We start from the raw sequence: 24,155 nt of genomic DNA on the forward strand, positions 1-24,155 counted from the left end.
CGATGCGCGCGCTTAGCGCGGCATCGGGGTCTGCGCCTTGTTATAGGCCGTCCAATCGGTGATTTCCGGGTAATACATCTGGCGCCAGCGCCGCACGCGCGGGTTCATGTAGCGCCGCCAGACAGGCGGCACCATCGCCGCCATTGTCATTATCGGATAGCCATAGGGCAACTGCGGCGCGTCGGCCTCGGTGTAGTTTTGCAGCAGGGGAAAGCGGCGGTCGGGCTTGTAGTGGTGGTCGGAATGCCGTTGCAGGTTGATCAACAACCAGTTTGACGCCTTGTGCGCCGCGTTCCAGCTGTGATGCGGTTTGACATGTTCATACTTGCCCTCGCCCAGGTGTTTGCGTGTCAGGCCGTAATGCTCGACATAATTCACCAGTTCCAGCTGCCAGATGGCGACGCCAGCCTGCCAAACGAACAGGGCCAGCCCCTCCCATCCGCCGATAACCAGTGCCAGCACCAGCATCGCTGCCTGAAGGGCCCAGTAGCGCCAGAACGGGTTCTTCACGCTCGTCCAGCTTTCGCCGCGTCGCGCAAGCATGTCTTTCTCCGCCTTGAAGGCCGACACCAGCGACTGGCGCGCCACGCGGGGGAAAAAACGGTGGAACCCTTCGTTGTAGCGGGCGGTCACGGGATCGCGCGGGGTGCCGACATAGATGTGATGCACCCGCAGGTGTTCCGACCGGAAATGCGAATACAGAACCATCGACAACAGGATGTCACCCAACCAGCGCTCGGTCTTGTTTTTCTGGTGCATCAGCTCGTGGCTGTAATTGATGCCGACGGTGCCGGTGATCACGCCCACGCCGAAAAACAGTACGATGGTTTCCAGCGCGTTCAGATCGGCGTCACCGGGGCCGGTGACATACCAGATCAGTCCGAACAGCGTCGCGAACTGTGCAAAGGGCCAGATCAGCGTGATGGCGCGATACCAGGTCAGGCGGTCCTCATCCGTGCCCGGATCGGCATTGGCCGTGTTCAACCCCAGGATCGCGTCGAGCAACGAAAAGAAATACCAAGTCATGACGGGCAGAAGAACGACGGTCCAGCCCCCCTTGATCGCCCCCAGCCAGGCCACCGGGATCAGTAGCAGCGTCAACCAGAACGGCAGGGCATCGCGCAATTGCGCGGCGCGGCTTTCGGGGATTTGCATAAAGCGCTCGGCCATCTTATCGGTCCTCGGCAGGGCCCGTGCTGACTGCTGTAAAGGCGCTGTGGGCAAGGTCGAACACCTTGCGCATCGCGGTGGGCAGGTCCGACGGGCGAAACTCGTCGCGGGGTATGAAGTGCCCGTGATCGGCGGCTGCGTCAACGGGCAGATCGGCTATCAGGACCTTAAGCCGCAAGTGGAAATGCGTGAAGGTATGCCGGGCCTCTTCCGTCAGCATGTGCCAATCGGCGGGCAGGGGTGGTGCGGGCGCGGGCGGGATTTCGGCCCAGTCGCTGCCGGGCCAGCCCAGCATACCGCCCAGAAGGCCGCTGTCGGGCCGTCGCTCCATCAACCAGGCGCCGTCGGCACGCCGCCCGACATAGGCATAACCCACGCGCACCGGCTTGGGCTTTTTGGGCAGTTTCAGCGGCAGGTCGGGTGCGGTGCCTGCCGCGCGTGCACGGCAGGGCGCGCGCCAGGGGCAGATGCCGCATGCGGGGTTGCGCGGCGTGCAGATGGTTGCGCCCAGGTCCATCACCGCCTGGGCGTAGTCGCCGGGGCGCTGGTCTGGCGTTATCCCATCGGCCAGTTGCGTAAGCTCTTTCTTGGCCGTCGGCAGCGGCGTGGCCACGTCGTAGAGCCGGGCCATCACCCGCTCGACATTGCCATCCACCACCGTTTCAGGCCGGCCGAACGCGATGGCGGCAATCGCGCTGGCGGTGTAGGGGCCGATGCCAGGAAGCGCCTGCAATCCTTCGCGGGTGTCGGGAAATTCTCCGCCGTGCTCGGCCACCACAGTTCGAGCGCATTTCATCAGGTTCCGGGCGCGTGCATAGTAGCCCAGGCCCGCCCATTCTGCCATGACCTGTGTATCTTGGGCCGCGGCCAGGTCGGACACGGTGGGCCAGCGCAGCGTGAAACGATGAAAATAGCCGCGCACAGCCGCCACCGTGGTTTGTTGCAACATTACCTCGGACAACCATACGGCATATGGATCGGGCCGCTGGCCTGCCTTTCGCGCACCGGGGGGCACCCGCCACGGCATGTCGCGGGCGTGACGGTCATACCAGGCCAACAACTCGGATGCCCGAGGCTTCTCACGCAATCTTTATTCCTCCGTGTCGCCGGTTTCTGTGGCAGCCAGCGTAGCAATCTCTAGAATAGCGTGGAACGCAAGGATACAAGCAATGTCTCGCCAGTCGGGCACAACATACGGGTTTTCACGCACGTCCAGCCTTTTGCAACCACGCATCCGGCGGGCCAGCGAAGGGCGCGGATTTGCCGTCACGCGTCTACTGACCCACTGGGAAGAGGTCGTTGGCGCGGAACTGGCGCAAGTGGCCCGCCCGGTCGAGGTGAAATATGGCCGTCAGGGTTTCGGTGCAACCCTGACGGTTCTGACCACGGGTGCGCAAGCGCCCATGCTTGAAATGCAAAAGGAAAAGCTGAGAGAAAAGGTGAACGCAGTCTATGGCTACAACGCCATTTCCCGCGTCCGCATCGCCCAGACGGCGCCGACGGGCTTTGCCGAAGGCCAGGCGCAATTTCAGCACCGCCCGAAAACTGCCAAGGTGGCGCCGGATCCAGAAATCACGCAAGCGGCGGCCCAAGTCGCCAGCGATGTTCAGGATGGGGCGTTGCGGGATGCGCTTGAACATCTGGCACGCAACGTTCTATCCAAGGCCAAGCAAAGGAAAGGGGACCAGTAATGGACCGCAGAACCATGATGATCGGCGCCGGGGCGCTTATACTGGCGACAGGGGCTGGCGTTTTCTCGTTCGGCGGGCGTGATGACCTGCCCGAGCTGGGCGCAGCCAACGCGCAAGAAGCAGCGAATGTCGATACCTCGTCGATTGTCGAAATGTCCATTGGCGCCGATGACGCGCCGGTGACGGTGATCGAATACGCATCATTCACATGCCCGCACTGCGCGACCTTCCATAATGGTCCGGCGCAACAGTTGAAGTCGGAATACGTCGATACGGGCAAGGTGCGCTTTGTCTATCGTGATGTCTATTTCGACCGCCCGGGCCTTTGGGCGTCGATGGTGGCGCGCTGCGACTCGAACCGGTTTTTCGGCATCACCGACATCCTTTACAAACAGCAACGTGACTGGATCGGTGATGGCCAGCCCGCACAGATCGCAGAAAACCTGCGCCGGATCGGCAAGGTTGCCGGGCTGAGCGATGAACAACTGGATAGCTGCCTTGCCGATGCCGACAAGGCCCAGACGCTGGTGGCCTGGTTCCAGCAGAACGCCGAGGCCGACGATATCAACAGCACCCCGTCGCTGATCATCAACGGCGAAAAGCACGGCAACATGTCATGGGCCGATCTGAAGGCGCTTATCGACGAAAACCTGGCGAACTGATGACGGCACCGCTTGCAGGTTTGAAGGTCGTCGAACTGGCGCGTATTCTGGCTGGCCCCTGGGCCGGCCAGACCCTGTCGGATCTGGGCGCCGAGGTCATCAAGGTCGAGGCCCTGACCGGCGATGACACGCGCCAATGGGGCCCCCCCTTTATCGAGCGCGGTGACGACAAGACCGCCGCCTATTTCCATAGCTGCAACCGCGGCAAGAAATCGGTTGCCATTGATTTTCGCACCCCGGAAGGGCAGGAACAGGTGCGCGACCTGGTGCGCGATGCAGATATCCTGATCGAGAATTTCAAGGTAGGCGGGTTGGCCAAGTACGGGCTGGATTATGACAGCCTGTCGGCGCTGAACCCGGGGTTGATCTATTGTTCGATCACCGGCTTCGGGCAAACCGGGCCTTATGCCCACCGTGCCGGGTATGATTACATTATCCAGGGCATGTCCGGTTTCATGTCGATCACCGGCGACCCGGACGGGCAGCCGCAACGTGCGGGCGTGGCGATCACCGACCTGTTTACCGGGCTGTACTCGGTCAGCGGTATTCTGGCCGCGTTGCACCAGCGCCATGCGACGGGCAAGGGGCAACATCTCGATATGGCGCTGCTGGACTGCGCGGTTTCGGCAATGGCCAACCAGGCGATGAATTACCTGGCCACCGGCACGCCGCCGGGCCGCACGGGCAACTATCACCCCAACCTGACACCCTACCAGGTGTTCGATTGTGCGGACGGGTTTATCATCATCGCCACCGGAAATGACGGCCAGTATCAACGCCTGTGCCACCTTCTGGGGCTGGGTTGGATGGCCGAGGATCCGAAATTTCTGAAAAATTCAGACCGTGTGCAGAACCGTCCCGAGATGATCGACCTGCTGATGGCCGAGACACTCAAATGGGCCAAGGCCGACCTGTTGCAGGGCTGCGAGGATCAGGGCATTCCGGCAGGCCCCATCAACGATATGGCGGATGTGTTCGCCGACCCGCATGTGCAAGCGCGTGGTATGCGGATCGAGCTGGACGGTGTGCCGGGCGTGCGCAGCCCGTTCCGGTTCTCGGATGCCGACCTGGCGCTTGAGCGTCCGTCGCCCAAGCTGAACGAAAACGGCTGATCACCCCTGCGGCAGCAGGGGTTCGAGCCGGTTGATCACTTTGGCTGATGTCGGGCGCACGGGCGACCCCCAAGTTTCCAGCACCGTTCCATCCGGGCCAAGAAGGATCTTGTTGAAGTTCCAGCCCGGGCGGAACCCGGCCGTATCGGCCACCCATTTGTAGAATGGGTGCGCTTCTTCGCCCTTGACCTTGGTGATGGTCGTCATCGGCAGGGTCAGGCCGAAATTCACGTCGCAGAACTCCTTGACCTCGTCGTCGCTGGCCAGTTCCTGCCGAAAATCGTTCGAGGGAACGGCAAGCACCAAAAGCCCCTTGTCACCAAACCGTTCGTGCAGGTCTTGGAGGGCGTCGTATTGCGGTGTGAACCCGCAGCGCGATGCCGTGTTGACCACCAGAACGGGACTGCCCCGCCAATCTGCAAGATTGATCTGCCCGCCATCTATCGACTCGAACTTGAACTCGTCGGCGCGAACCATGGGCGCCAGGACGATCAGTGCCGCAAGCGCCAGCCAGACCAGCATCAACGGCGCATAAGACTTTCGAATAATGGTCAACATTCGGCCCCCAGGATGAACTGGCTGTTCTTGTTCGGATGAAATAGGCGCACAAATCACCAAGTCCACCTGCCTGCGACACCTTGCCAATGGTCGCGCGCCGGGCGACGATACGCGCGCAATACTGGAGGAGCGGCGATGCTGGACAAGCTGAGCGCCATCGTGGGCGCGACCAACGTGATGACGGGCGATGCGCGTGCGCGCTGGATGACCGAGTGGACGGGCTATTTCCCGTCTGATCCGTTGGCGGTTGTGCGCCCGGGCAGCACCGAGGAAGTGGCACAGGTCATCCGGCTGGCCAATGAAACCGGAACCCCTGTCGTGCCTGTCAGCGGCAACACGGGCTTGGCCGGCGGAACGCAAGCGGTCGGTGCCATTACCTTGTCATTGGATCGCATGAACAAGATTCACGAAATCCGGCCCGATGCGCGCATCGCCATTGTCGATGCCGGTGTGATCCTGTCGGACATGCACCAGGCGGCCGAGGCTGAGAGCTTGATATTTCCGCTGACGTTCGGGGCTAAGGGCTCGGCCATGATAGGGGGGGTGCTGTCGACCAATGCAGGTGGATCGAACGTATTGCGCTATGGCAATACGCGCGACCTGGTGCTTGGAATCGAGGCCGTTCTTCCCAACGGCGAGGTCGTCAACCTGATGAGCGAGCTACACAAGGACAACTCGGGCTACAACCTGCGCCACCTTTTGGTCGGGGCCGAGGGCACGCTGGGCGTGATCACGCGCGCGGTGCTGAAACTGATGCCGAAACCGCGCGCCTATGCCACCGCGATGGTGGCGGTTCCGACGCTGGAACAGGCGCTGCTGTTGCTCAATCGTTTGCAAGAAGCCACCGGCGGCGCCGTCGAGGCCTTCGAATACATGCCCCGCAATTATATCGAGGCGCATAAGCGGCTGAACCCCGCTAACCGCGCCCCCTTTGACGAAATGCACGACATCAACCTGATGGTCGAGGTCGGCGCCACCGCCCCGCGCGATGTAACGCCGGGGCCCGATGGCGTCGTGCCCATCGCCGCGCATCTGGAGCAGACATTGGCCGACATGTTCGAACAGGGGCTGCTGCTCGATGCTGTGGTGGCCCAGAACGACTCACAGCGGCAGGCCATGTGGGAACGGCGCGAGGCCGCCGCCGAGATCGTCATGGGGTCGGGGCGGCCGGTGTCGAACAACGATATCGCGGTGCCCGTCGACAAGGTGGCCGAGTTCTTTGCGCGTATGACCCCAAGGCTCGATGCGCTCGATCCTGGGGCCGAGCCAATCGTGGTGGCGCATCTGGGGGATGGCAACGTGCACTATGCCGTTTGGATGAGTGTCGAGGACGCGCGCACGAAGGATGCCGTGACCGAGGCGGTCGAGGACGAGGTTCTGCGGCTTGGCGGGTCGTTCTCGGCCGAACATGGGATCGGCCAGGGCAAGCTGTCGTCAATGGCCCGGCGCAAGGACAGGGTGGCGCTGGCCGCGATGCGCGCAATCAAGCAGGCGCTTGACCCGAATGGCATCATGAACCCCGGCAAGGTGCTGCCGCCGGTGAACGATTGACCGGCTGCGCGAGATGACCACACCGCGCGCCCGTGACCTTGGCCTCCCGTTTCCTGGCACGCCGGGTCCGCTGAACGCGATAACCGACGTGGCAGGCATCCACGTGGGGTGCACCACGTTGACCGATCCGGCCCGCGCCATGCGCACCGGCGTAACCGCGATCGTGCCACATGCAGACGCGGCGCAGCCCGTGCCCGTTCGTGCCGGGCAATTCAGCCTGAATGGCAATGGCGAGATGACCGGCACACACTGGATACAGGATGGCGGCTATTTCGTCGGGCCGGTCTGTATCACCAATACCCACGGGGTGGGCGCGGTGCATGACGGCGTGACGCGCTGGATGCTGCGCCGCCATGCCGGGTTCTACCGCGACAATCACGCCTGGTTCATGCCGGTGGTGGCCGAGACCTATGATGGCGTGCTGAACGATATCACCGCCATGCATGTGCGCCCCGATCACGCGATCGACGCGTTGAACGCCGCTGCCCCCGGGCCGGTGGCCGAGGGTGCGGTGGGTGGCGGTAACGGCATGATCGCCTACGAGTTCAAGGGCGGCACCGGAACGTCATCGCGCGTGCTGCAGGTTGGCGGGCGCGATGTGACATTGGGTGCGCTGGTGCAGGCCAATCACGGTATCCGGCCATGGCTGAACGTGTTGGGCCAGCCTGTCGGGCGGCTGATGCCCGAGGGCGCGCTACATGGCGCCGAGATGGGCTCGATCATCGTGGTTCTGGCCACGGATGCGCCCCTGTCGGCACTGTCGCTGCGCCACCTGGCGCGGCGGGCAGCCCTTGGTATCGGGCGTGGCGGAACGCCGGGCGGAAACAATTCCGGGGATATCTTCCTTGCCTTCTCGGTTGCCGATCCGCAACCGATGCCGCAGCTGACCGGGCCCGAGATTACGCGCACCGAGATCAACCCCGAATACCTTGATCTGCTATACTTGGCGGCAGTCGAGGCGGTGGAAGAAGCGGTGGTGAATGCCCTTGTCGCGGCCGAGGACGTGCCCACTGTCAAGCCGGCTGGAAAGGTCTGCCGGGCAATCGACAAGGACGCGTTGGCGGCGCTTTTCAGATAAGGGGCAAGCCGTCGTCCGCCTTCAGGCCGCCAGCCCCTTTGACCCGATATCAAGGTATTTCCGGCGCCGGTCAGACAGCAGTTTTTTCGCGCTCAGTCCTGACATCTCGGCCAGCATCGCGCCGATGGCCTCACCCACTGCCGTGATTGTCGCGGTGGTGTCGCGATGCGCCCCACCCAAGGGTTCGGGGATTACACGGTCGGCCACGCCCAGCTTGTGCAGGTCTTGGGCAGTCAAACGAAGGGCTTCGGCAGCCTCGCGCATTTTTTCGGCGTCTTTCCACAGGATGCTGGCGCAGCCTTCGGGGCTGATCACCGAGTAGACGGAATGTTCCAGCATTGCCACGCGGTTCGCCGTGGCAAAGGCCACCGCACCGCCCGAGCCACCTTCGCCGATAATCACGCTGACAAGCGGCACTCGCAGGGCCAGGCATTTTTCGGTTGCGCGCGCGATCGCCTCGGACTGGCCACGCTCTTCGGCCCCTTTGCCGGGATAAGCACCGGGCGTATCCACCAGCGTTACGACCGGCAGGCCGAAACGGTCGGCCATGTCCATCAGGCGCACGGCCTTGCGGTATCCTTCGGGTCGGGCCATGCCGAAATTACGCTCGATCCGGCTTTTGGTGTCGTTGCCTTTTTCATGGCCGATCACCATTACGGGTTGGTCGTCGAAGCGCGCCAGGCCACCCATAACGGCGTGGTCGTCTGCAAAATTCCGGTCGCCCGCCAAGGGCGTGTATTCGGAAAACAGAGCCTCGATATAATCGCGGCAATGCGGGCGCTCGGGGTGGCGGGCCACCTGGCATTTGCGCCAGGGCGTCAGCGATTTGTAAAGATCTTGCAGCAGCGCATGGGCCTTGCGGTCAAGGGCCCTTGCCTCGTCCTCGATATCCATTTCCTCGTTCTGGCGCGCCATGGCGCGCAGCTCTTCGGCCTTGCCTTCAATCTCGGCCAGGGGTTTTTCGAAGTCGAGGTAATTGGTCATGCCGACGGCTCCAACGCTGTTTCAGGCTATATGGCTGCCTGCGCGTTGAATTGCAATCATGCGCGGGGGCGTCGGCAAAGACGCCCCGCGCCGGATGGCATCACTTGGCCCGGTAAAGCGCCACCATCTGGGCGAATTGATCTTCGGTCAGGACGCCGCGCCAATGGTCGGTGCATGCCGAGCGCATCAGCACCAGCCTGGTTTCCACCTCACCCACCTTTTGGGCCAGCGCCTCGCGCTCGGCCTGGGGGGCGCCTTCGATGATCGCCTGGCGAAGGGCCGCCCGTGCGTCGCGAGCCTCGGTTTCGGTGGCCTTGCGCTTTGCCGGCATGGTCGAGGTCCATTGCTTGAGATCGGCGCGTTGTACCTCGGTCAGGTTCAAGACGTCGGCGTTTTTCACGATGACAGGCGTGAATGCGACGATCGGGGCCGACAATTCGCGGGGGCCCTCGGCCAGTGCGGGGGCGGCGGCGAGGGTTGCGGCGATTGCGGTAAGGGCAAATTTTCTCATTGAGAACTCCAACTTGGTGAATAGGCAAGTTGCTCAAATATATGCAGAGAGCGGAATGTGACTTTGATGCAAATCAATATCACTGAGTCACATTTTCCCGGGCCACAGCACCGGAATCAGCGAGGCCAGCAAAAGCGCCGCCATTGTCCAGTTGAACGCCCGCAACCGGCGGCGGCTGGACAGCACCCGCTGCAACTGCTGACCCAGAACCGTCCAAGTGCTGACCGACGGCAGGTTGATGGCGCCGAAGATCACCGCGACCAGCCCGATCGCCTGCCACGTCCTGTCGGGCGCGTACAGCGTGATCGCCGTCAGCCCCATCTGCCAAGCCTTGGGGTTGACCCATTGGAACAGTGCCGCTTGCATGAATGTCATCGGCCGACCGACGACGCCATCGGTGCGCGGCATGTCGGCGTTGGCGATCTTCCACGCCAGCCAAGCCAGGTAGATGATTCCGACAATCGTCAGCAGGTCATGCAACACGGGTATCGCATCGAAAACCTGCATTAACCCCAGCCCAACCAACACGATCATCACCGTGAACCCGATGCCGATACCCAACATATGCGGAATCGTGCGGCGAAATCCGAAATTCGCGCCCGAGGCCATCAGCATCATGTTGTTCGGCCCCGGCGTTATCGATGAGACGAAGGCGAAGAGTGCAAGGCCGGAAAGAAGTGTCTGCTCCATGCCCACAACTTTATGCCGTGATTGTGGAGATGGAATCGCAAACTGACGGCAAAAGCCGATGAATTTGCAATCCATGACGATCCTGCATGATCAAGGCCGCAGCATATTGCACGCCTTGTCGAGCGGTGGGTGCATCAGCACGCTTTCGCCTGCCAGTCGCACAGGCCCATTGGCAGGCGCGTGCTGCCTTTGGCGGCCTCACGGGCAAGATGAAGGATCAGGTGGCAAGGGCCATCAACCCGCACCGGGTTGCGGTTGCGATGTCGGTTCGCGCAACTGGCGCGCCTTGCGTCATCAAGGCGTCGGCAAAGGCGTCGGCCAACGCCCCGTCGCCCACGAGGCGCAATTGATGACCCAGCCACCAGCGCCGCGCGGCCGCCAGGTCGGCCCCGACGAGGTGCGAAAGCGCATGGTCCGGATCGGCCGCAAGCGCGCTTGTCAGCCGTTCCGGGCGGGACATGATCTCTTCCATCGCGGGTTGATCCAGAAGACCATCGGCGCCAAGGGCCTGGACAAGTGTTGGGGTGACGGTGGCAAGGGCGCTGATTGCCTCGCCGGCGCTGACATGGGTCCAGTGGGCATGGGGTGACAGGATCACCAGAACAATGCCGTCCCAGTTGGGGTTTTCGGCGACGGCACCCAGCGTCAGCAGGCGGGCAAGCGCGGGCAGATACCCGGCATCGCCCCGCAGCGGACCAAGGCCGGCCAAGCGGGCGGGAAAGCTTTGCGCGGGGGCGCTGTCGGACACGGTCAGGTCTGGCTGGCCCGCATCCGTTGGAGTGGCGTCATCCGATGTGACGCGCCACAGGGCCGTCCGGTTCGGGGTATCAAGGGCGATGATCCGTGCCATGGGCGCGGGCTTAGCTGCCTGGCTCCGTGCTGTCCAGCGCTTGCGGCCCGGTCAACACGCGCCACGCGTCATATTGCGACAGGTAGACCTGGCCGGTCAGTTCATCCAGGAAATGGCTGCGTTTCAGGCGGTCCATCACGGGGCCCTTGACCTCGGACATGTGCAGGGAAATGCCCAGGTCGCGCAGACGCTGGTTGATCGCCTCCAGGCTTTCCAGCGCGCTCATGTCGATTTCGTTCACGGCCGAGCACATCAGCACGACATGGCGGATCGGTTCGTCGCAGGAGATGCGGTTGTACACGTAATCCTCGAGAAAGCGGGCATTGGCGAAATAAAGGCTTTCGTCAATGCGCAGCGTGACCATTTCGGGGCGGGTTTCGACCTTGTGCCGATTGATGTTGCGGAAATGCTGGGTGCCGGGCACCAGACCGACCTCGGCCACGTGTGGGCGCGATGTCTTGTAAAGAAACAGCCCGATCGACAGGATCACGCCTGCCGACACGCCCATTTCCACGCCGAAACCCAGCGTCAGGAATATGGTCGCGGCCACGGCGGCGAAATCGACGCGTGAATACCCCCAGGCCTTGGTCAGGATCGAGAAATCCACGAGGCTGAGCACGGCAACGATGATGGTGGCGGCCAGCGTGGCCTTGGGCAGGAAGAACAGCAACGGTGTCAGCAGCAGCGCGGCCAGAAGAATTCCGACGGCGGTAAACGCGCCTGCTGCAGGCGTTTCGGCACCGGCGTCGAAATTGACGACCGAACGGGCGAAACCGCCGGTGACGGGGTAACCGCCGGTCACGGCCGCAGCGATGTTCGACGCGCCAAGGCCGACAAGCTCTTGGTCCGGCACGATCCGCTGGCGTTTCTTGGCGGCCAGCGTTTGCGCGACGGAAACGGATTCTACGAAACCGATGATCGAGATCAGAAGCGCCGATATGAAAAGCTGCCCCCAGAGATCAGCGCTGAAGGACGGCGCGGTAAGGGGCGGCAGGCCCATCGGCACGTCGCCGACGATGGCCACCCCCTTGTTTTCAAGGTCGAAGATCCAGACCGCCAGCGTTGTCACCACGACGGCCCCCACTGGCCCGGCCTTGGCCAGGATGTCGGCCAGCCGGGGTTTCATGCCCGTTGCCAGCAACAAGGGTTTCAACCCCTTGCGCACCCAGAACAGGAAAGCGGTTGTCGTTACCCCGATGGCCAGCGTGATCGGGTTTACCATGTGCTGATGGGCGAACAGGTCGCCCCAGATTGTGATCAGTGTATGGCCATGCGCCTCGACCCCCATGATGTGCTTCAACTGCGACGAGGCGATCAACACACCGGATGCGGTAATAAAGCCCGCGATCACCGGGTGTGACAGGAAATTGGCAAGGAATCCAAGGCGAAAGATGCCCATCACCATCAGGATCACCCCCGAGATGAAGGCAAGCGTTATGGCCGCCAGCGCGTATTGCGCCGGGTCCGACAGACCGAGATTGCCAATAGCCGCCGCTGTCATCAGGGACACAACCGCCACCGGCCCCACGGCCAGCGCACGAGAGGTGCCGAAAATGGCATAGGCCACCAGTGGCAGGATCGAGGCGTAAAGCCCCATTTCGGGTGGCAGACCGGCCAGCAGCGCGTAGGCCAGCGATTGCGGGATCAGCATGATTGTCACGATCACCGCTGCGACCATGTCCGATGTCAGCGTGTCACGGTCATAGGTTCGCGACCATTCGAAAATGGGCAGATTCCGTTCAAGCGTGGCACGGGTGATCTTGGGCAGGGTCATGGCGCGTCCTGTTTGCTGCTGCGGCGTAGATATATTCAGGATATGGAATAAATAAAAGGGGGCAAACGCCAAGAAACCCGAAACGAAAGGGCACGCCGATGGCGCGCCCTTTTCAGGGGATAATCATCCGCCTTACTTGGCAGAAACTTTCTCAGGCTTGGCAAGCCATTCCTTCCCGCGCAGCATCGCCTTCCAGTAGACGGGGGGCAGGATCTGCTCTTTCAGGAACCAGGCGGCGCGTGTGGGCTTGGTGCCGTTGATCAGCCATTTGGGAAAGCTGGGTAGCAGCGTGCCTCCATAACCAAACTCGGCAAGAACGATCTTGCCCTTTTCGACCGTCAACGGGCAAGAACCATACCCGTTATACATCGCCTTCGGGTTGCTGCCGCGAATATCGGCCACCACGTTTTCGGCGACTATGGGGGCTTGCATCCGCGCGGCGGCAGCGGTCTTGGCGTTGGGGGCGTTCATCACGTCACCCAGGCTCCAGACATTGTCATAGCTCTTGTGGCGCAGGGTGTTCTGGTCGACATCGACCCAGCCCGCCGCATCGGCCAGGGGCGAGACCCGGATGAAATCTGGCGCGACCTGCGGCGGGGTAACATGCATCATGTCGAACTCTACGGTCACCTCGCGCGGTTCCTGCTCGGGTTCGGATACGCGGAAGGTGGCGGTTTTGGCCGGTCCATCGACGGCGATCAAGTTATGCCAGAAATTCAAGGTGGCGTCGTATTTCTTGACGTACTCCATCAGCGCCGGCACGTAATCCTTGACCCCGAACAGCACGCCGCCCGCGTTCATGAATTCCACGTCGATGTTTTTCAGGCGGTTCAACCGGTGCCAGTGATCCGCCGACAGGTACATCGCCTTTTGCGGGGCGCCCGCGCATTTGATGGGCATGGGCGGTTGGGTGAAAAGGGCACGGCCCTCGCGCAGGCCCTTGACCAGTTCAAAGGTGTAAGGTGCCAGGTCATAGCGATAGTTCGAGGTGATGCCGTTCTTGCCGAGCGTGTCCACCAGCCCGTCGACGGCATGCCAGTCGAGTTTCAGCCCCGGGCACACGATCAGCCGGTCGTATTTCACCACGCGGCAGCCATCCAGAATCACGGCATTGTCGTCGGGTTCGAAGGCGGCGACCGCGGATTTGATCCAGCGAACGCCCTTCGGGATCAGGCTGCCCATGGTCTTGGCGGTGGTGGCAGCATCAAAGACGCCCGCGCCGACCATAGTCCAGCCGGGCTGGTAATAATGGATATCGGCGGGGTCGAGGATGGCGATGGACAGGCCCGGTTTGCGTTCCTTCAGGCTGGCGGCGACGGCAATGCCGGCGGCGCCCGCGCCCACGATCACCACGTCGAATTTCGCATCGCCTGTATTGGTGGGTGTCTTGCCGCCATTGACGATGCGGCGCACGACGCCCGCCATGTCATAGCCAGCCGCCTGCGTTGCGGCGAGAATGGCGGATGGCTCCTTCTCGCTGGCCTGGCTCAGTGACCACAGCGTTGCCGAACGTGTGCCGGTGCGGCAATAGGCCATAACCGGACCCGGCAGTTCAACCAACGCGCGGCCGAAATCCTCGGCATCCTGATCGCTGACCTTTCCCGAAACGATGGGCAGGTAACGGGTTTCAAGCCCGGCGTCTTTGGCTGCGGCCGCGACCTCGTCAAAGGTGGGTTGGTCGGATGCCTCGCCATCGGGGCGGTTGCAGATGACCGAGCGGAAGCCCTGTTTTGCCAATTCCGCCATGTCTGCGGGCTGCAACTGGGGCGCCACGCTGAGCTGGTCGGTAATATTCCTTATGTCCATTGCGTCCTCCAGCGGTTGGAATCGATTTGCGCAAGCTTATACATTCAGAAATCTGCATCATTTACGCGCCACGGTGTCACAGTCGAGATGTCAATCATAGGAAAGCGCCGTCGCCTTGCCGCGAAACACCGTGTAAGCCAGCACGGTATAGCCTAGGATCATCGGCAGCACGAAACAGGTGCCGACCAGGATGATGAACAGGCTTTCGGGGGCGCTGGCGGCCTCGTAGATCGTGAGTTTCTCGGGCACGACATAGGGATAAAAACTGTAGGCCATTCCGAAAAAGCCTAGCACGAACAACGAAACAGCCGCCACGAAAGGCACCCAGGCAAAGCTGTCGTCGCGCGTGGGAAGGCGGCGCAGCACCGCCCAGAGAACCGCCACCAACGCCACCGAGAAAAGCGGCAGCGGCGCGAGCAGGAAAACCTCGGGCACGGAAAACCACTTTTCGAAGATGCGCGCGCTGACCAGGGGCGAGGCGAGCGAGACCGCCCCCAGCCCCAGCACCACGCCGAAGATGCCGCCACGCGCCCATTGGACGGCCTTGGCCTGCAACGCGCCCTCGGTTTTCAGGATCAGCCAGGCCGCGCCGATGAAGCTGTAGGCGATGGTCAGGAATAGTGCCGTCAAAATGGCGAAACCCACGGTCAGCAGCGTGATTTCCAGCCCCATGATATAGATGCCCAACATGTAGCCCTGCGAAAGCGCGGTCATCAGCGACCCGGCCAGGAACGCCCGGTTCCACGTCTGTTTCCAGTGCGCGGGGGCCTTGGCACGAAACTCGAACGCGACGCCGCGCAGGATCAACCCGATCAGCATCACCGCGACGGGCAGGTATAGCGCCGTCAGGATTTCGCCATGCGCCGTGGGAAAGGCCACCAGCAGGATGCCGATGGCCAGCACCAGCCATGTTTCGTTGGCATCCCAGAAAGGGCCGATACTGGCGATCATGCGGTCCTTTTCCTCGGCCTCGGCGAAGGGGAATAGAACCCCCACACCAAGGTCGAACCCGTCAAGCACGACATAGATCAGGATCGAAAGGCCCATGAGGGTTGCAAAGGCCACGGGCAGCCAGGTTGCCGGATCTCCGAAAAGGTACATGGGTTCACTCCGCTGGTGTCTGGATTGCGATCGCCTCGGCCGATCGGGGCCTTGGGCGTTTCAGGTCTTCGCCCCGCGCGGCCTTGCGCGCGAGGTAGAAGAGTACGCCGATATAGGCGGCCAGCAGCACGGCATAGATCGCCAGGTAGGCAGCCAGCGACGTGCCGACCATGGGTGCGGGCACATCGGCGACGGCTTTCTTGGTTGTCAGCACCCCCTGTACCAGCCAGGGCTGTCGGCCGATCTCGGTTGTGTACCAGCCCGCCAGCGTAGCAACCCAGCCCGAAAAGGCCATGGGCACCAGCGCCAGCAACAGCGGCCTGGGCAGCCCTTCGACCCCGCCGCGCCGCCACATCACCGCGATGGCTGCCCAGCTAAGCAGCAACATCGCCATGCCGGTGCCCACCATGATGCGGAAGCTGTAGAACACGGGCGCAACGGGCGGGTGTTCGGGCGTGCCATCGGCCGCCACGAAATCATTGAGCCCCGGCACGACACCATCGGCATGGTGTTTCAGGATCAGCGAGGCGCCATTGGGGATGCCGATCTCGAACCGGTTTTCGCGGGCTTCTTCATCCGGCACGGCGAACAGCAGCAGAGGCACGTTGCCGCGCGTTTCCCAGTTGCCCTCCATCGCGGCTACTTTCTGCGGCTGGTGTTCCAGCGTGTTCAGCCCGTGCATGTCGCCTGCCGCGATCTGGACGGGGATCAGCACCGCGCCCATGACAAGACCGGTTTTCAGCGTGCGACGCAATCCGGCCGAACGATCGCCGATAAGCCAGCGAAACGCGCTGATCCCCGCGATCAGGAAAGCCACGGTCAGGCCCGATGCCAGCAACATGTGCGCCAGGCGATAGGGCATGGACGGGTTGAAGATGATCGCCATCCAGTCGGTTGCGTGGGCCACGCCGTCGCGCATCTCGAAACCCGCCGGGGTATGCATCCAACTGTTCAGCGCCAGGATCCAGAAGGCAGACATGGTGGTGCCGAACGCCACCAGAAAGGTTGAAAGAGTATGCAGCCAGCCGGGCACGCGGCTTAGGCCGAACAACATGATGCCCAGGAACACGGCCTCGAGGAAAAAGGCGGTCATCACCTCGTAGGCCAGCAGTGGCCCGGCGATATTGCCCACGGTTTCCATGAAGCCGGGCCAGTTGGTGCCGAACTGGAACGACATCGTGATGCCCGAAACCACGCCCATGGCGAAAGACAGGGCAAAGATCTTGACCCAGAACCGATAGGCCTGCAGCCACCCGTCGTCGCCGGTGCGGTTGTAACGCAGCCGGAAGAACAGCAGCACCCACCCCAGCGCGATGGTGATCGTGGGAAACAGGATATGAAACGAGATGTTCGCGCCGAACTGAATGCGCGACAGGATAAGAGCGTCCATTTAAACCTCCATTCTTGACAGATTAAGTAGGTTGAAAATGCAGGTTTAAACAGGGATGCGACGGCAGGGCGCAGTTGCTCTTTTCACCGGCGCCGGCGCGCGCTATTCGGGGGCAATGACGCGTATTCAGGACAGATATGCCCAACTTGTGCAGGCCGGCGATTTGCACGCCGACCCGGCGCAAGAGGCCGCTCTGCCCGAGTTCGAGCGCATTCACCGGGCATTGGAAGCGCCGGTGAAGCGCGGCTGGTTCGCCAAGAAACCCGACCCCATCAAGGGGCTGTACCTGTGGGGCGGCGTGGGGCGCGGAAAATCGATGCTGATGGATCTGTTCGTGGATACGGTGGACGTACCCAGACGCCGTGTGCATTTCCACGCCTTCATGCAGGAAATCCAGGCCGCCTTGCACGAGGCGCGCAAGACCGGGGTCGAGGATGCGATCGCGCCGGTCGCCAAAGCCGTATCGGACGAGGTGCGGTTGCTGGCCTTTGACGAGATGCAGATCACCGACATTGCAGATGCGATGATCGTGGGGCGCCTGTTCGAACGGTTGTTCGAGGCCGGCGTGGTTGTTGTCACCACCTCGAACCGGGTGCCGGACGATCTGTATAAAGACGGGCTGAACCGCCAGATTTTCCTGCCCTTCATAGACCTGCTGAAAGAGCGGATGGAGGTCCATGAGCTGACCAGCCCGCGCGACTACCGGCAAGATCGCTTGCAAGGCGCAGAGGTGTATTTCACCCCCGCCAATGCCGTCGCACGCGAAAAGATCGACACCATTTGGAATGATTTGACCGATGGGGCGGGTGATGCGCTGGTACTGACCGTCAAGGGACGCAAGGTGGAAATCCCGCAGTATCACAACGGGGTGGCAAGGGCGTCGTTCCACGATCTTTGCGGGCGGATGCTGGGCGCGGCGGATTACCTGGCGCTGGCCGAGGTGACGCGGGTTCTGATCCTTGAGAACATCCCGACGCTGGGCCGTTCGAATTTCAACGAAGCCAAGCGGTTCGTTACGCTGATAGACGCGCTTTACGAAGCGAAGGTGCGGCTGATCTGTTCAGCCGCGGACCAGCCCGAAATGCTTTATCTTGAGGGCGAGGGCGTGTTCGAATTCGAGCGCACGGCCAGCCGGCTGCGCGAGATGCAGGCCGAAGACTGGGGACAGGCGTGACCTGATGGAGTGCGCGTCCCGCGCACACGTTGCGCCTGCGGTTCTCGCCTTCGGCTGCGATCCTCGGGTTTGCGCTCCGCGCGGGGGTATTTGGGGCAAGAGGAGGGGGAGAATCGGCGCGAAACCGCGCGCGATTTTCTCTGGTGCTGCCGTGACGTCCGTGTACGTGGTATGACGGAGCCCATGAACAGGCGATACATGATACTGTCTGCATTGGCGCTGGCGGGTTGCGGTGGGCGAAGCGATGCCCCGAAGGCGGCCCGGGACGTGCCGCTTTACCCCAACGAAACGCCCGAATTGCGGGCGCTGATCGGGAAATACGCGGATCTTTACGACGTACCGGTGGACCTAGTGCAGCGGGTGATCGTGCGTGAAAGCACCCATAGGCCGGGCGCGCGGAACGGGCCTTATTTCGGCTTGATGCAGATTTTGCCACAGACCGCCCGCACGATGGGGTTTCGTGGTGACCCGTTCGAGCTTCTGGATGCCGAAACCAACCTGCGATACGCGGTGAAATACCTGCGCGGCGCCTGGCTGGTTTCGGGGCGTGACCGGGATGACGCGGTGATGTGGTATGCGCGCGGCTATTACTACGAAGCCAAGCGGCTGGGGCTGCTGAAAGAAACGGGGCTACGTAGCTGAGGCGCCCTGCAAAAGAAAAGGGGGCCGTTGGATCGGCCCCTCTTTTCCACCTGCCGCCGTGACTGCTCAGACGTTGGGAATGATCGGGTTGTGCCAAGCCTTGGCTGGCCGCGGCTTGCGCAAGCGTGCAGACTTGGTGAGGTCAGTTCCGAAAAGGTGTAGCATCTGCGGCACTTCCAGTTCCGGTTTCCGCCCCGGTTGGCGGAATGGACGGGTGATTTTCCACATTTAGGCAAATTATTGCGAATCGGTCAATATTTTGTGATTCGAATTCTATGCGCTGGGCGCGAATCGCTTGAAAAGACGTCAAAGTTTCTTTGCGCCGGGGGCGATACATCATGTTAGCAGCATCGCACCGCTTGGGGCAGGCCCGCCCAACCGGGGTCTTGCGTGGCAGGTTGGCTTGCGACATGGCGCGAAAGCCGCACGGTGTTTGCAAGCTTTATTGCGGCTGTTGCATGCGCAGTACGGCCCCGGCCAGGTAAAGCGACCCGCAAATGAGGATCCGCGCTTTTGGTGTATGGGCCGCGATCTGCGCCAATGCCGCCGGCACATCTGCAGCCGTCTCGGCGGGCAGTTTCAGCGCGGCGGCGGCGCGGGCGGTTTCCTCGGCGGGCAGGGTGTTCGCCTCGCCGGGAATGGACACGGCTGTCAGACCCTGCGCCACCTGGGCCAGGGGCCGCAGGTAACCTGCAATGTCTTTCGTGTTCAGCATGCCGCAAACCAGAAAGGTGGGGCGCGGCGGCAGGTTGGCCAAATGGTTGGCAAGGGCGGCGCCCGCGGCAGGGTTATGTCCGCCATCCAGCCAAAGCTCGGCCATGGGGGCGGATCGCGCCAGCGGCCCGCCCGAGAGTTTTTGCATGCGCGCGGGCCATTGGGCGCGCGTGACGGCGGCTTCGGTAGCGGTATCGTCAAACCCGAGATGACGCAGCGCGGCCAGCGCGCAGCCTGCATTTTGCACCTGGTGGGCACCGGGCAAGTTCGGCAAAGGCAGGTCAAGCAGGCCGGATTCATCCTGATAAACCATGCGCCCATGTTCCGAGCCCGCGTGCCAATGCTGACCATGTGCCAGTATCGGCGCACCCAGGCGATCGGCGCGTGCCTCGATCACCTCCAGGGCGGTTTCGTCTTGCGGGCCGATGATGACGGGCACGCCGCGCTTTATTATCCCCGCCTTTTCGCCCGCGATCTTGGCCAGCGTGTCGCCCAGAAAACTTTCGTGATCCATCGACACGGGTGTGATGATTGTCAGCGCGGGGCGGTCCACCACATTGGTGGCATCCAGCCGCCCGCCCAGCCCGACCTCAAGCAATGTGTAATCGGCGGGGGTGCGGGCCATGGCAAGGATCGCGGCGCAGGTCGTTATTTCGAAATAGGTGATCGGCGCGCCTTTGTTGGCGGCGTAGCATTCGTCCAGCACCCCCGTCAGCGCATCTTCCGAGATCAGGTCTCCGGCCAGCCGGACCCGTTCGTGAAACCGTGCCAGGTGCGGCGAGGTATAGGCGTGAACGCGCTTGCCCGCAGCTTCCAGCCCCGCGCGGATCATCGCCTGGGTGCTGCCCTTGCCGTTGGTTCCCGCGATATGGATTACCGGCGGCAGGGCGGTTTGCGGGTTTCCCAACGCGTCCAGCAAAGACCAGACCCGGTCCAGTGTCAGGTCAATGATCTTGGGGTGCAGTGCCATCATCCGCTCAAGGATGGCATCGGATCTTTGTGTCATGATGGCCCCTGGCGCCTGTGATCTATGCCTGCTTCTAGCTTGTGCCGGGCGTGGCGCAAGGCGGGTTTGCGACGGCTTAGCCCCTTGAGGCGTCGCCGCTGTTGCCCGGGGCGTCACTGGTTGGGGTTTGCGCCTCGTCCGCTGTGTCGCCGGACAATTCGCCCGGTGCGGGCAGATCGCCCTTTATCGCAGGGGTCAGGCCCATCAGCATCCGGGTAATCGTGATCAGTTCTTCACGCATCTGGGTGCGTGGTGTCACACGATCCAGCATCCCGTGATCCAGCAGGTATTCGGCGCGCTGGAAGCCTTCGGGCAGCTTTTCACGGATAGTCTGTTCGATCACGCGCGGCCCCGCGAAACAGATCAGTGCATTGGGCTCGGCAATCTGCACATCGCCCAGCATGGCATAGCTAGCGGTGACGCCCCCGGTGGTGGGGTGGGTCAGAACGACGATATAGGGCAGCCCTGCCTCTTTCAGCATCTGCACAGCCACGGTGGTGCGCGGCATTTGCATCAAGCTCAGGATGCCTTCTTGCATGCGGGCGCCGCCAGCGGCGGAAAACAGGATGAGAGGGAGCTTCAGTTTCACCGCTTCTTCGGCTGCGGCGATGATTGCGTTGCCGACATACATGCCCATCGATCCGCCCATGAAGCTGAAATCTTGCGCGGCGGCCACGATGGGCGTGCGCCCGATTTCGCCACTGGCAACCAGCATCGCTTCTTTCTCGCCCGTCTGTTTCTGGGCGGCTTTCATGCGGTCGGGGTATTTTTTCTGATCGCGAAATTGCAACGGGTCGGCCAGCGGTTCGGGCACCGATACCTCGGAAAACAGACCACCATCGAACAGCGCGCGAAACCGATCGCGCGGGGTAATGGCCATGTGGTGCCCGCAACTGGTGCAAACGTTCAGATTGTTGCTAAGCTCGCGGTGGAACAGCATCGTGCCGCACTCGTCGCACTTGCTCCACAGGTTTTCGGGCACTTCGCGGCGCGAGAAGATCGAGTTGATGCGTGGGCGGACGTAGTTCGTGATCCAGTTCATGCAGGCGGTCCCCGTTGCGACTATGGCCCCAGATAAGCCCAGGGGGCTGGAATTGCAATCAGCGCCTGATTGCCGCGCGCGCAACCAGCCACATCAGGGCGATGCCGACAAGCTCGGCCAGGTAGGGTGCCGAAAAGAACGGCCCGCTTGCGGAAAGCGCTGCCGCCAGGCTGCCTTGTGGAAACAGGACGAGCGCCAACCCGCTATCGGGGCCCGCGACTTCGCCGAACAGCAGGAATGCATAGGCGTTGTTGGCAAGGTGAAACCCCATCGCTGCGCCAAGGGTTCCGGTGCGCGCGGTCAGGTCGCTGGCGGCAAGGCCGAACAGGAAGGCCCAAAGCACGTATTGAAAGCCTTGCACCGAAAAATCGCCCGGTTGCCAATGGGCCAGCGCGAACATGATGTTCGGCGTCAGCATCCAGATCAGCGTTTGCCGGTAGCGCGCGGCGATCTGTTGCTGGATGTAGCCGCGGTAGAACAATTCTTCCGCGCTGGTCTGAATGGCCACCGCCGCCAGCGCCAGTGGTAATGTCAAAAGCCAGAGCGGCAGATTGCGCAGCTGTGCTCCCGCCGTATCACCCCAGAACGGTGGCAAAAGGTCGATGACGATGAACAGCGCAAAGATCGCGACCAGTGTCAGGCGCATGTCGCGCAGCGCGTGCAGCGGAGGGCCCAGAAGGCTGGCAAACCCGCGCCCATGCAGCCGTTTGGCCACGACCAGCACGGCCAGCCCAAGAAAGGCAAAACTGAGCAGCTGGATCAACAGACCTGCCCGCGTGCTTCCATACCAGACCGCCTGGGCGCTGATGAAAGGCAGGGCTTGCAAACCGGCGTCGAGAAGCCAGCGCAACCCGCTGTTGGCCCCTTCGATCAGTATCACACCCAGCACCAGCCGATGCATCTGCGCCGAAGGCCGTGCAGGCGCGGCGAAGTCGCGGTGAGGCGAATAGGTCATGTCGGGTTCCGGCAAGCTCTGTGACCGGCTGACGTTATCCCAAGCAACTGCGCGTGGCCACTGCGACAGAAAAACCCCGCCCCGAAACAACGGGGCGGGGCGTGGCCACGGTCAACGGCGGCTACTTTTTAGCGGGCGCCGAACTCGGTGGCTTTGATGCCGCCGCTAAAGACCGAAACCTGGCGGGTGGGGCCATCTGCCTTGCCCATGTCGCGGGGGTCGTAAAAGCGGCTGGCGTTGACCTGTTCATCCATGCCGGTGGTGGTCGACACGACGCCATTGTCGCCGATGCCGCGCTCGGCCTGGTGCAAGGTGACGAACGTCTCGTTGCCCATGGTCGAGATCACGGTGCCGTCCAGCGTGGTGTCGGCAAAGGCCGGTGCAGTTGCGGCGATGGTCAGGGAAAGTGCGGTGATGATGGTTTTCATTTCAAGCTCCTTTCAGCGAGCGTTTCGCTGGTTTTTGTGGGCCGCCTTGCTGTTTGCGTTGCGGCGATGAGACAAATCTGCGCCTTTCTGTGCATTTTTTCAAAACACCACGGATCACCCTGCGGTGAACATTTGGGAGCGAGCGTGCGCAAAATTTTTGCATCATCGCGAATTTTGTAAAAATATAATTAAAACAGTAGTTTGCATTGGTATTTTTGAGGGTCACCGTGAAATGTTGCTCATATATCACAGCCGTGTTTCTGAAATTCGTGCTTTTTGTGAACCATCTTTCATCGCTTTTCTAACCGGCGAAATGAGCTTTTGCGCGCTTTGGTTATAGAGATCGTGCGCAAACGCACAAAAGCGAGTCGAGACCGGTCACCGACGAAGCGCCACACGTGCGGCCAGCCAGCTGCAGAGCATCACTCCGGTGTCGATAAGCAGCACATTTCGCAGTTGGGCTGGGTCGCCCAGATCCACCGTCAACCGGAACAGCGCCAGCCCCGACAGGTCGTCTTGCGCTGTGACCAGAAGAAAGGCGCTGGCGTTGTTCACGAAATGCAGTGCGATGGCAGGGCCAAGGCTGCCGCTACGGGCGGTCAGGTCGCAGGCCGCGATGCCGAACAGCATGGCCGATGATATGACCCAGATCGAATTGCCCCCAAGCGACGGATCGAAGTGCAATGCGCCGAATACCGCCGAGGGCAGCACCATCCAGGCGGCAGGGTGCGCAAAACGCGCCGCCAATTGTTGCAGCAGGTAGCCGCGAAACAACACCTCTTCGGTTGTCACCTGTATGAAGACCGCGACCAACGATAGCGGCAAAAGCGCAACCCACGTGACCAGCGGCAGCCCTGGGCGCAGGTCTGTGTTGTCCCAAGGGGGAAGCAGCCAAAGCGCCACGTTCAACGCGATCAGCGCCACCAACACCCGCCACCCGTGCCGCAACGCCAGCGCGGGACGCCCCAGCAAGGTCAGTGGTGACCGGCCATGCCACAGGTCGATGCAGACCGATACCGAGACAAGGAAAAACGAAAACCCCAGCAGGAGGTAAAGAACTTCGCCCGGGCCGCTTCCTTTTGCTTCGGCATAGGCGATATAGATGGCCTGCGGCAGAAGCCCCAAAAGCGCACCGAAGGCAGTGCCGAGCGCCAGCGCCAAGGCGATGATCAGCGTCACGCCGACGGCAAGGCGCCACAGCTCGGATCTGGGGGCGGCAGGGCCGACGAAACCCGCCAGCGGGGCATAGGCGCGGGGCAGGCTCAC

The 24,155-nt window shown here is 62.2% G+C and carries 24 protein-coding genes; 7 read left to right on the forward strand and 17 right to left on the reverse strand.

The window, feature by feature from the left end:
* Window positions 1–12 precede the first annotated feature (12 nt).
* Both M8744_RS14620 and mutY read right to left on the reverse strand, forming a co-directional pair.
* Window positions 13–1,170, reverse strand: a complete 1,158-nt coding sequence (locus M8744_RS14620; RefSeq protein WP_251419075.1) for an alkane 1-monooxygenase — start codon at window positions 1,168–1,170, stop codon at window positions 13–15.
* Window position 1,171: 1 nt separating this feature from the next.
* Entirely contained in the window at window positions 1,172–2,257 is a 1,086-nt protein-coding gene (mutY, locus tag M8744_RS14625; RefSeq protein ID WP_251419077.1) for an A/G-specific adenine glycosylase, read from the reverse strand.
* Window positions 2,258–2,339: 82 nt separating this feature from the next.
* On the opposite strand from mutY, the gene M8744_RS14630 reads away from it, so the two are divergent.
* Genes M8744_RS14630 through M8744_RS14640 form a run of 3 tightly spaced genes read left to right on the forward strand, consistent with a single transcriptional unit; the run spans window position 2,340 to window position 4,635 of the window.
* A complete protein-coding gene (locus M8744_RS14630) occupies window positions 2,340–2,861 on the forward strand; it encodes a DUF721 domain-containing protein (protein ID WP_251419078.1) in 522 nt (173 codons plus the stop codon).
* Window positions 2,861–3,523: a DsbA family protein gene (locus M8744_RS14635; RefSeq protein WP_251419080.1), complete on the forward strand. Its 663-nt coding sequence runs from the start codon at window positions 2,861–2,863 to the stop codon at window positions 3,521–3,523. Before M8744_RS14630 ends, M8744_RS14635 begins: the two co-directional genes overlap by 1 nt.
* Window positions 3,523–4,635 (forward strand): CaiB/BaiF CoA transferase family protein, encoded by a 1,113-nt coding sequence (locus M8744_RS14640; protein WP_251419082.1) that lies wholly within the window; start codon window positions 3,523–3,525, stop codon window positions 4,633–4,635. Before M8744_RS14635 ends, M8744_RS14640 begins: the two co-directional genes overlap by 1 nt.
* On the opposite strand, the gene M8744_RS14645 is transcribed toward M8744_RS14640, so the two are convergent.
* Window positions 4,636–5,193, reverse strand: a complete 558-nt coding sequence (locus M8744_RS14645) for a glutathione peroxidase (RefSeq protein ID WP_251419084.1) — start codon at window positions 5,191–5,193, stop codon at window positions 4,636–4,638.
* A gap of 135 nt (window positions 5,194–5,328) precedes the next feature.
* Here M8744_RS14645 and M8744_RS14650 point away from each other — a divergent pair, with 135 nt between their 5' ends.
* Complete coding sequence (locus M8744_RS14650; RefSeq protein ID WP_251419086.1) at window positions 5,329–6,744, forward strand: FAD-binding oxidoreductase; 1,416 nt, start codon at window positions 5,329–5,331, stop codon at window positions 6,742–6,744.
* A gap of 13 nt (window positions 6,745–6,757) precedes the next feature.
* Complete coding sequence (locus M8744_RS14655; RefSeq protein WP_251419088.1) at window positions 6,758–7,822, forward strand: P1 family peptidase; 1,065 nt, start codon at window positions 6,758–6,760, stop codon at window positions 7,820–7,822.
* A 21-nt stretch (window positions 7,823–7,843) separates the two neighbouring features.
* On the opposite strand, the gene M8744_RS14660 is transcribed toward M8744_RS14655, so the two are convergent.
* The 8 genes from M8744_RS14660 to M8744_RS14695 all read right to left on the reverse strand — a co-directional run bounded on the left by M8744_RS14660 (window position 7,844) and on the right by M8744_RS14695 (window position 16,928).
* Window positions 7,844–8,806, reverse strand: a complete 963-nt coding sequence (locus M8744_RS14660; protein ID WP_251419090.1) for an acetyl-CoA carboxylase carboxyltransferase subunit alpha — start codon at window positions 8,804–8,806, stop codon at window positions 7,844–7,846.
* A 100-nt stretch (window positions 8,807–8,906) separates the two neighbouring features.
* Window positions 8,907–9,317, reverse strand: coding sequence for a Spy/CpxP family protein refolding chaperone (locus M8744_RS14665; RefSeq protein WP_251419092.1), 411 nt, complete (start codon window positions 9,315–9,317; stop codon window positions 8,907–8,909).
* A gap of 87 nt (window positions 9,318–9,404) precedes the next feature.
* On the reverse strand, window positions 9,405–10,007 hold the full coding sequence (locus tag M8744_RS14670) for a LysE family translocator (RefSeq protein ID WP_251419094.1): 603 nt from the start codon (window positions 10,005–10,007) through the stop codon (window positions 9,405–9,407).
* Window positions 10,008–10,224: 217 nt separating this feature from the next.
* Window positions 10,225–10,857, reverse strand: coding sequence for a 2-dehydro-3-deoxygalactonokinase (locus tag M8744_RS14675; protein ID WP_251419096.1), 633 nt, complete (start codon window positions 10,855–10,857; stop codon window positions 10,225–10,227).
* Between the two features lie 10 nt (window positions 10,858–10,867).
* Window positions 10,868–12,631, reverse strand: coding sequence for a SulP family inorganic anion transporter (locus M8744_RS14680; RefSeq protein WP_251419098.1), 1,764 nt, complete (start codon window positions 12,629–12,631; stop codon window positions 10,868–10,870).
* Window positions 12,632–12,763: 132 nt separating this feature from the next.
* Window positions 12,764–14,437 (reverse strand): bifunctional protein tyrosine phosphatase family protein/NAD(P)/FAD-dependent oxidoreductase, encoded by a 1,674-nt coding sequence (locus tag M8744_RS14685; protein WP_251419100.1) that lies wholly within the window; start codon window positions 14,435–14,437, stop codon window positions 12,764–12,766.
* A gap of 90 nt (window positions 14,438–14,527) precedes the next feature.
* Entirely contained in the window at window positions 14,528–15,538 is a 1,011-nt protein-coding gene (locus M8744_RS14690) for a cytochrome d ubiquinol oxidase subunit II (RefSeq protein ID WP_251419102.1), read from the reverse strand.
* A 4-nt stretch (window positions 15,539–15,542) separates the two neighbouring features.
* Window positions 15,543–16,928, reverse strand: coding sequence for a cytochrome ubiquinol oxidase subunit I (locus M8744_RS14695; RefSeq protein ID WP_251419104.1), 1,386 nt, complete (start codon window positions 16,926–16,928; stop codon window positions 15,543–15,545).
* Window positions 16,929–17,043: 115 nt separating this feature from the next.
* Here M8744_RS14695 and zapE point away from each other — a divergent pair, with 115 nt between their 5' ends.
* Both zapE and M8744_RS14705 read left to right on the forward strand, forming a co-directional pair.
* Entirely contained in the window at window positions 17,044–18,102 is a 1,059-nt protein-coding gene (gene zapE, locus M8744_RS14700) for a cell division protein ZapE (RefSeq protein ID WP_251419106.1), read from the forward strand.
* 198 nt (window positions 18,103–18,300) lie between these two features.
* Entirely contained in the window at window positions 18,301–18,744 is a 444-nt protein-coding gene (locus tag M8744_RS14705) for a lytic transglycosylase domain-containing protein (protein ID WP_251419108.1), read from the forward strand.
* 442 nt (window positions 18,745–19,186) lie between these two features.
* On the opposite strand, the gene M8744_RS14710 is transcribed toward M8744_RS14705, so the two are convergent.
* The 6 genes from M8744_RS14710 to M8744_RS14735 all read right to left on the reverse strand — a co-directional run bounded on the left by M8744_RS14710 (window position 19,187) and on the right by M8744_RS14735 (window position 24,155).
* Window positions 19,187–20,464: a bifunctional folylpolyglutamate synthase/dihydrofolate synthase gene (locus M8744_RS14710; RefSeq protein ID WP_251419110.1), complete on the reverse strand. Its 1,278-nt coding sequence runs from the start codon at window positions 20,462–20,464 to the stop codon at window positions 19,187–19,189.
* Window positions 20,465–20,540: 76 nt separating this feature from the next.
* Window positions 20,541–21,506: an acetyl-CoA carboxylase, carboxyltransferase subunit beta gene (gene accD, locus M8744_RS14715; RefSeq protein ID WP_251419112.1), complete on the reverse strand. Its 966-nt coding sequence runs from the start codon at window positions 21,504–21,506 to the stop codon at window positions 20,541–20,543.
* 58 nt (window positions 21,507–21,564) lie between these two features.
* Window positions 21,565–22,461, reverse strand: coding sequence for a CPBP family intramembrane glutamic endopeptidase (locus M8744_RS14720; RefSeq protein ID WP_251419114.1), 897 nt, complete (start codon window positions 22,459–22,461; stop codon window positions 21,565–21,567).
* 128 nt (window positions 22,462–22,589) lie between these two features.
* Window positions 22,590–22,889, reverse strand: a complete 300-nt coding sequence (locus tag M8744_RS14725; RefSeq protein WP_251419116.1) for a hypothetical protein — start codon at window positions 22,887–22,889, stop codon at window positions 22,590–22,592.
* A 1-nt stretch (window position 22,890) separates the two neighbouring features.
* Window positions 22,891–23,115, reverse strand: coding sequence for a hypothetical protein (locus tag M8744_RS14730; protein WP_251419118.1), 225 nt, complete (start codon window positions 23,113–23,115; stop codon window positions 22,891–22,893).
* A gap of 152 nt (window positions 23,116–23,267) precedes the next feature.
* A complete protein-coding gene (locus tag M8744_RS14735; protein ID WP_251419120.1) occupies window positions 23,268–24,155 on the reverse strand; it encodes a CPBP family intramembrane glutamic endopeptidase in 888 nt (295 codons plus the stop codon).

Source organism: Lutimaribacter degradans, from assembly GCF_023703375.1.
Taxonomy (GTDB): Bacteria; Pseudomonadota; Alphaproteobacteria; order Rhodobacterales; family Rhodobacteraceae; genus Lutimaribacter; species Lutimaribacter degradans.

Excerpts from the sequence above, each read along its gene's own strand:
- M8744_RS14675 (WP_251419096.1), bottom strand. The coding sequence starts at position 10,857 with ATGGCACGGATCATCGCCCTTGATACCCCGAACCGGACGGCCCTGTGG.
- M8744_RS14635 (WP_251419080.1), top strand. The coding sequence starts at position 2,861 with ATGGACCGCAGAACCATGATGATCGGCGCCGGGGCGCTTATACTGGCG.
- M8744_RS14640 (WP_251419082.1), top strand. The coding sequence starts at position 3,523 with ATGACGGCACCGCTTGCAGGTTTGAAGGTCGTCGAACTGGCGCGTATT.
- M8744_RS14705 (WP_251419108.1), top strand. The coding sequence starts at position 18,301 with ATGATACTGTCTGCATTGGCGCTGGCGGGTTGCGGTGGGCGAAGCGAT.
- M8744_RS14690 (WP_251419102.1), bottom strand. The coding sequence starts at position 15,538 with ATGTACCTTTTCGGAGATCCGGCAACCTGGCTGCCCGTGGCCTTTGCA.
- M8744_RS14680 (WP_251419098.1), bottom strand. The coding sequence starts at position 12,631 with ATGACCCTGCCCAAGATCACCCGTGCCACGCTTGAACGGAATCTGCCC.
- M8744_RS14655 (WP_251419088.1), top strand. The coding sequence starts at position 6,758 with ATGACCACACCGCGCGCCCGTGACCTTGGCCTCCCGTTTCCTGGCACG.
- M8744_RS14710 (WP_251419110.1), bottom strand. The coding sequence starts at position 20,464 with ATGACACAAAGATCCGATGCCATCCTTGAGCGGATGATGGCACTGCAC.
- M8744_RS14670 (WP_251419094.1), bottom strand. The coding sequence starts at position 10,007 with ATGGAGCAGACACTTCTTTCCGGCCTTGCACTCTTCGCCTTCGTCTCA.
- M8744_RS14665 (WP_251419092.1), bottom strand. The coding sequence starts at position 9,317 with ATGAGAAAATTTGCCCTTACCGCAATCGCCGCAACCCTCGCCGCCGCC.
- M8744_RS14685 (WP_251419100.1), bottom strand. The coding sequence starts at position 14,437 with ATGGACATAAGGAATATTACCGACCAGCTCAGCGTGGCGCCCCAGTTG.
- M8744_RS14695 (WP_251419104.1), bottom strand. The coding sequence starts at position 16,928 with ATGGACGCTCTTATCCTGTCGCGCATTCAGTTCGGCGCGAACATCTCG.
- M8744_RS14620 (WP_251419075.1), bottom strand. The coding sequence starts at position 1,170 with ATGGCCGAGCGCTTTATGCAAATCCCCGAAAGCCGCGCCGCGCAATTG.
- M8744_RS14660 (WP_251419090.1), bottom strand. The coding sequence starts at position 8,806 with ATGACCAATTACCTCGACTTCGAAAAACCCCTGGCCGAGATTGAAGGC.
- zapE (WP_251419106.1), top strand. The coding sequence starts at position 17,044 with ATGACGCGTATTCAGGACAGATATGCCCAACTTGTGCAGGCCGGCGAT.
- M8744_RS14650 (WP_251419086.1), top strand. The coding sequence starts at position 5,329 with ATGCTGGACAAGCTGAGCGCCATCGTGGGCGCGACCAACGTGATGACG.
- M8744_RS14725 (WP_251419116.1), bottom strand. The coding sequence starts at position 22,889 with ATGAAAACCATCATCACCGCACTTTCCCTGACCATCGCCGCAACTGCA.
- M8744_RS14630 (WP_251419078.1), top strand. The coding sequence starts at position 2,340 with ATGTCTCGCCAGTCGGGCACAACATACGGGTTTTCACGCACGTCCAGC.
- accD (WP_251419112.1), bottom strand. The coding sequence starts at position 21,506 with ATGAACTGGATCACGAACTACGTCCGCCCACGCATCAACTCGATCTTC.
- M8744_RS14720 (WP_251419114.1), bottom strand. The coding sequence starts at position 22,461 with ATGACCTATTCGCCTCACCGCGACTTCGCCGCGCCTGCACGGCCTTCG.
- M8744_RS14645 (WP_251419084.1), bottom strand. The coding sequence starts at position 5,193 with ATGTTGACCATTATTCGAAAGTCTTATGCGCCGTTGATGCTGGTCTGG.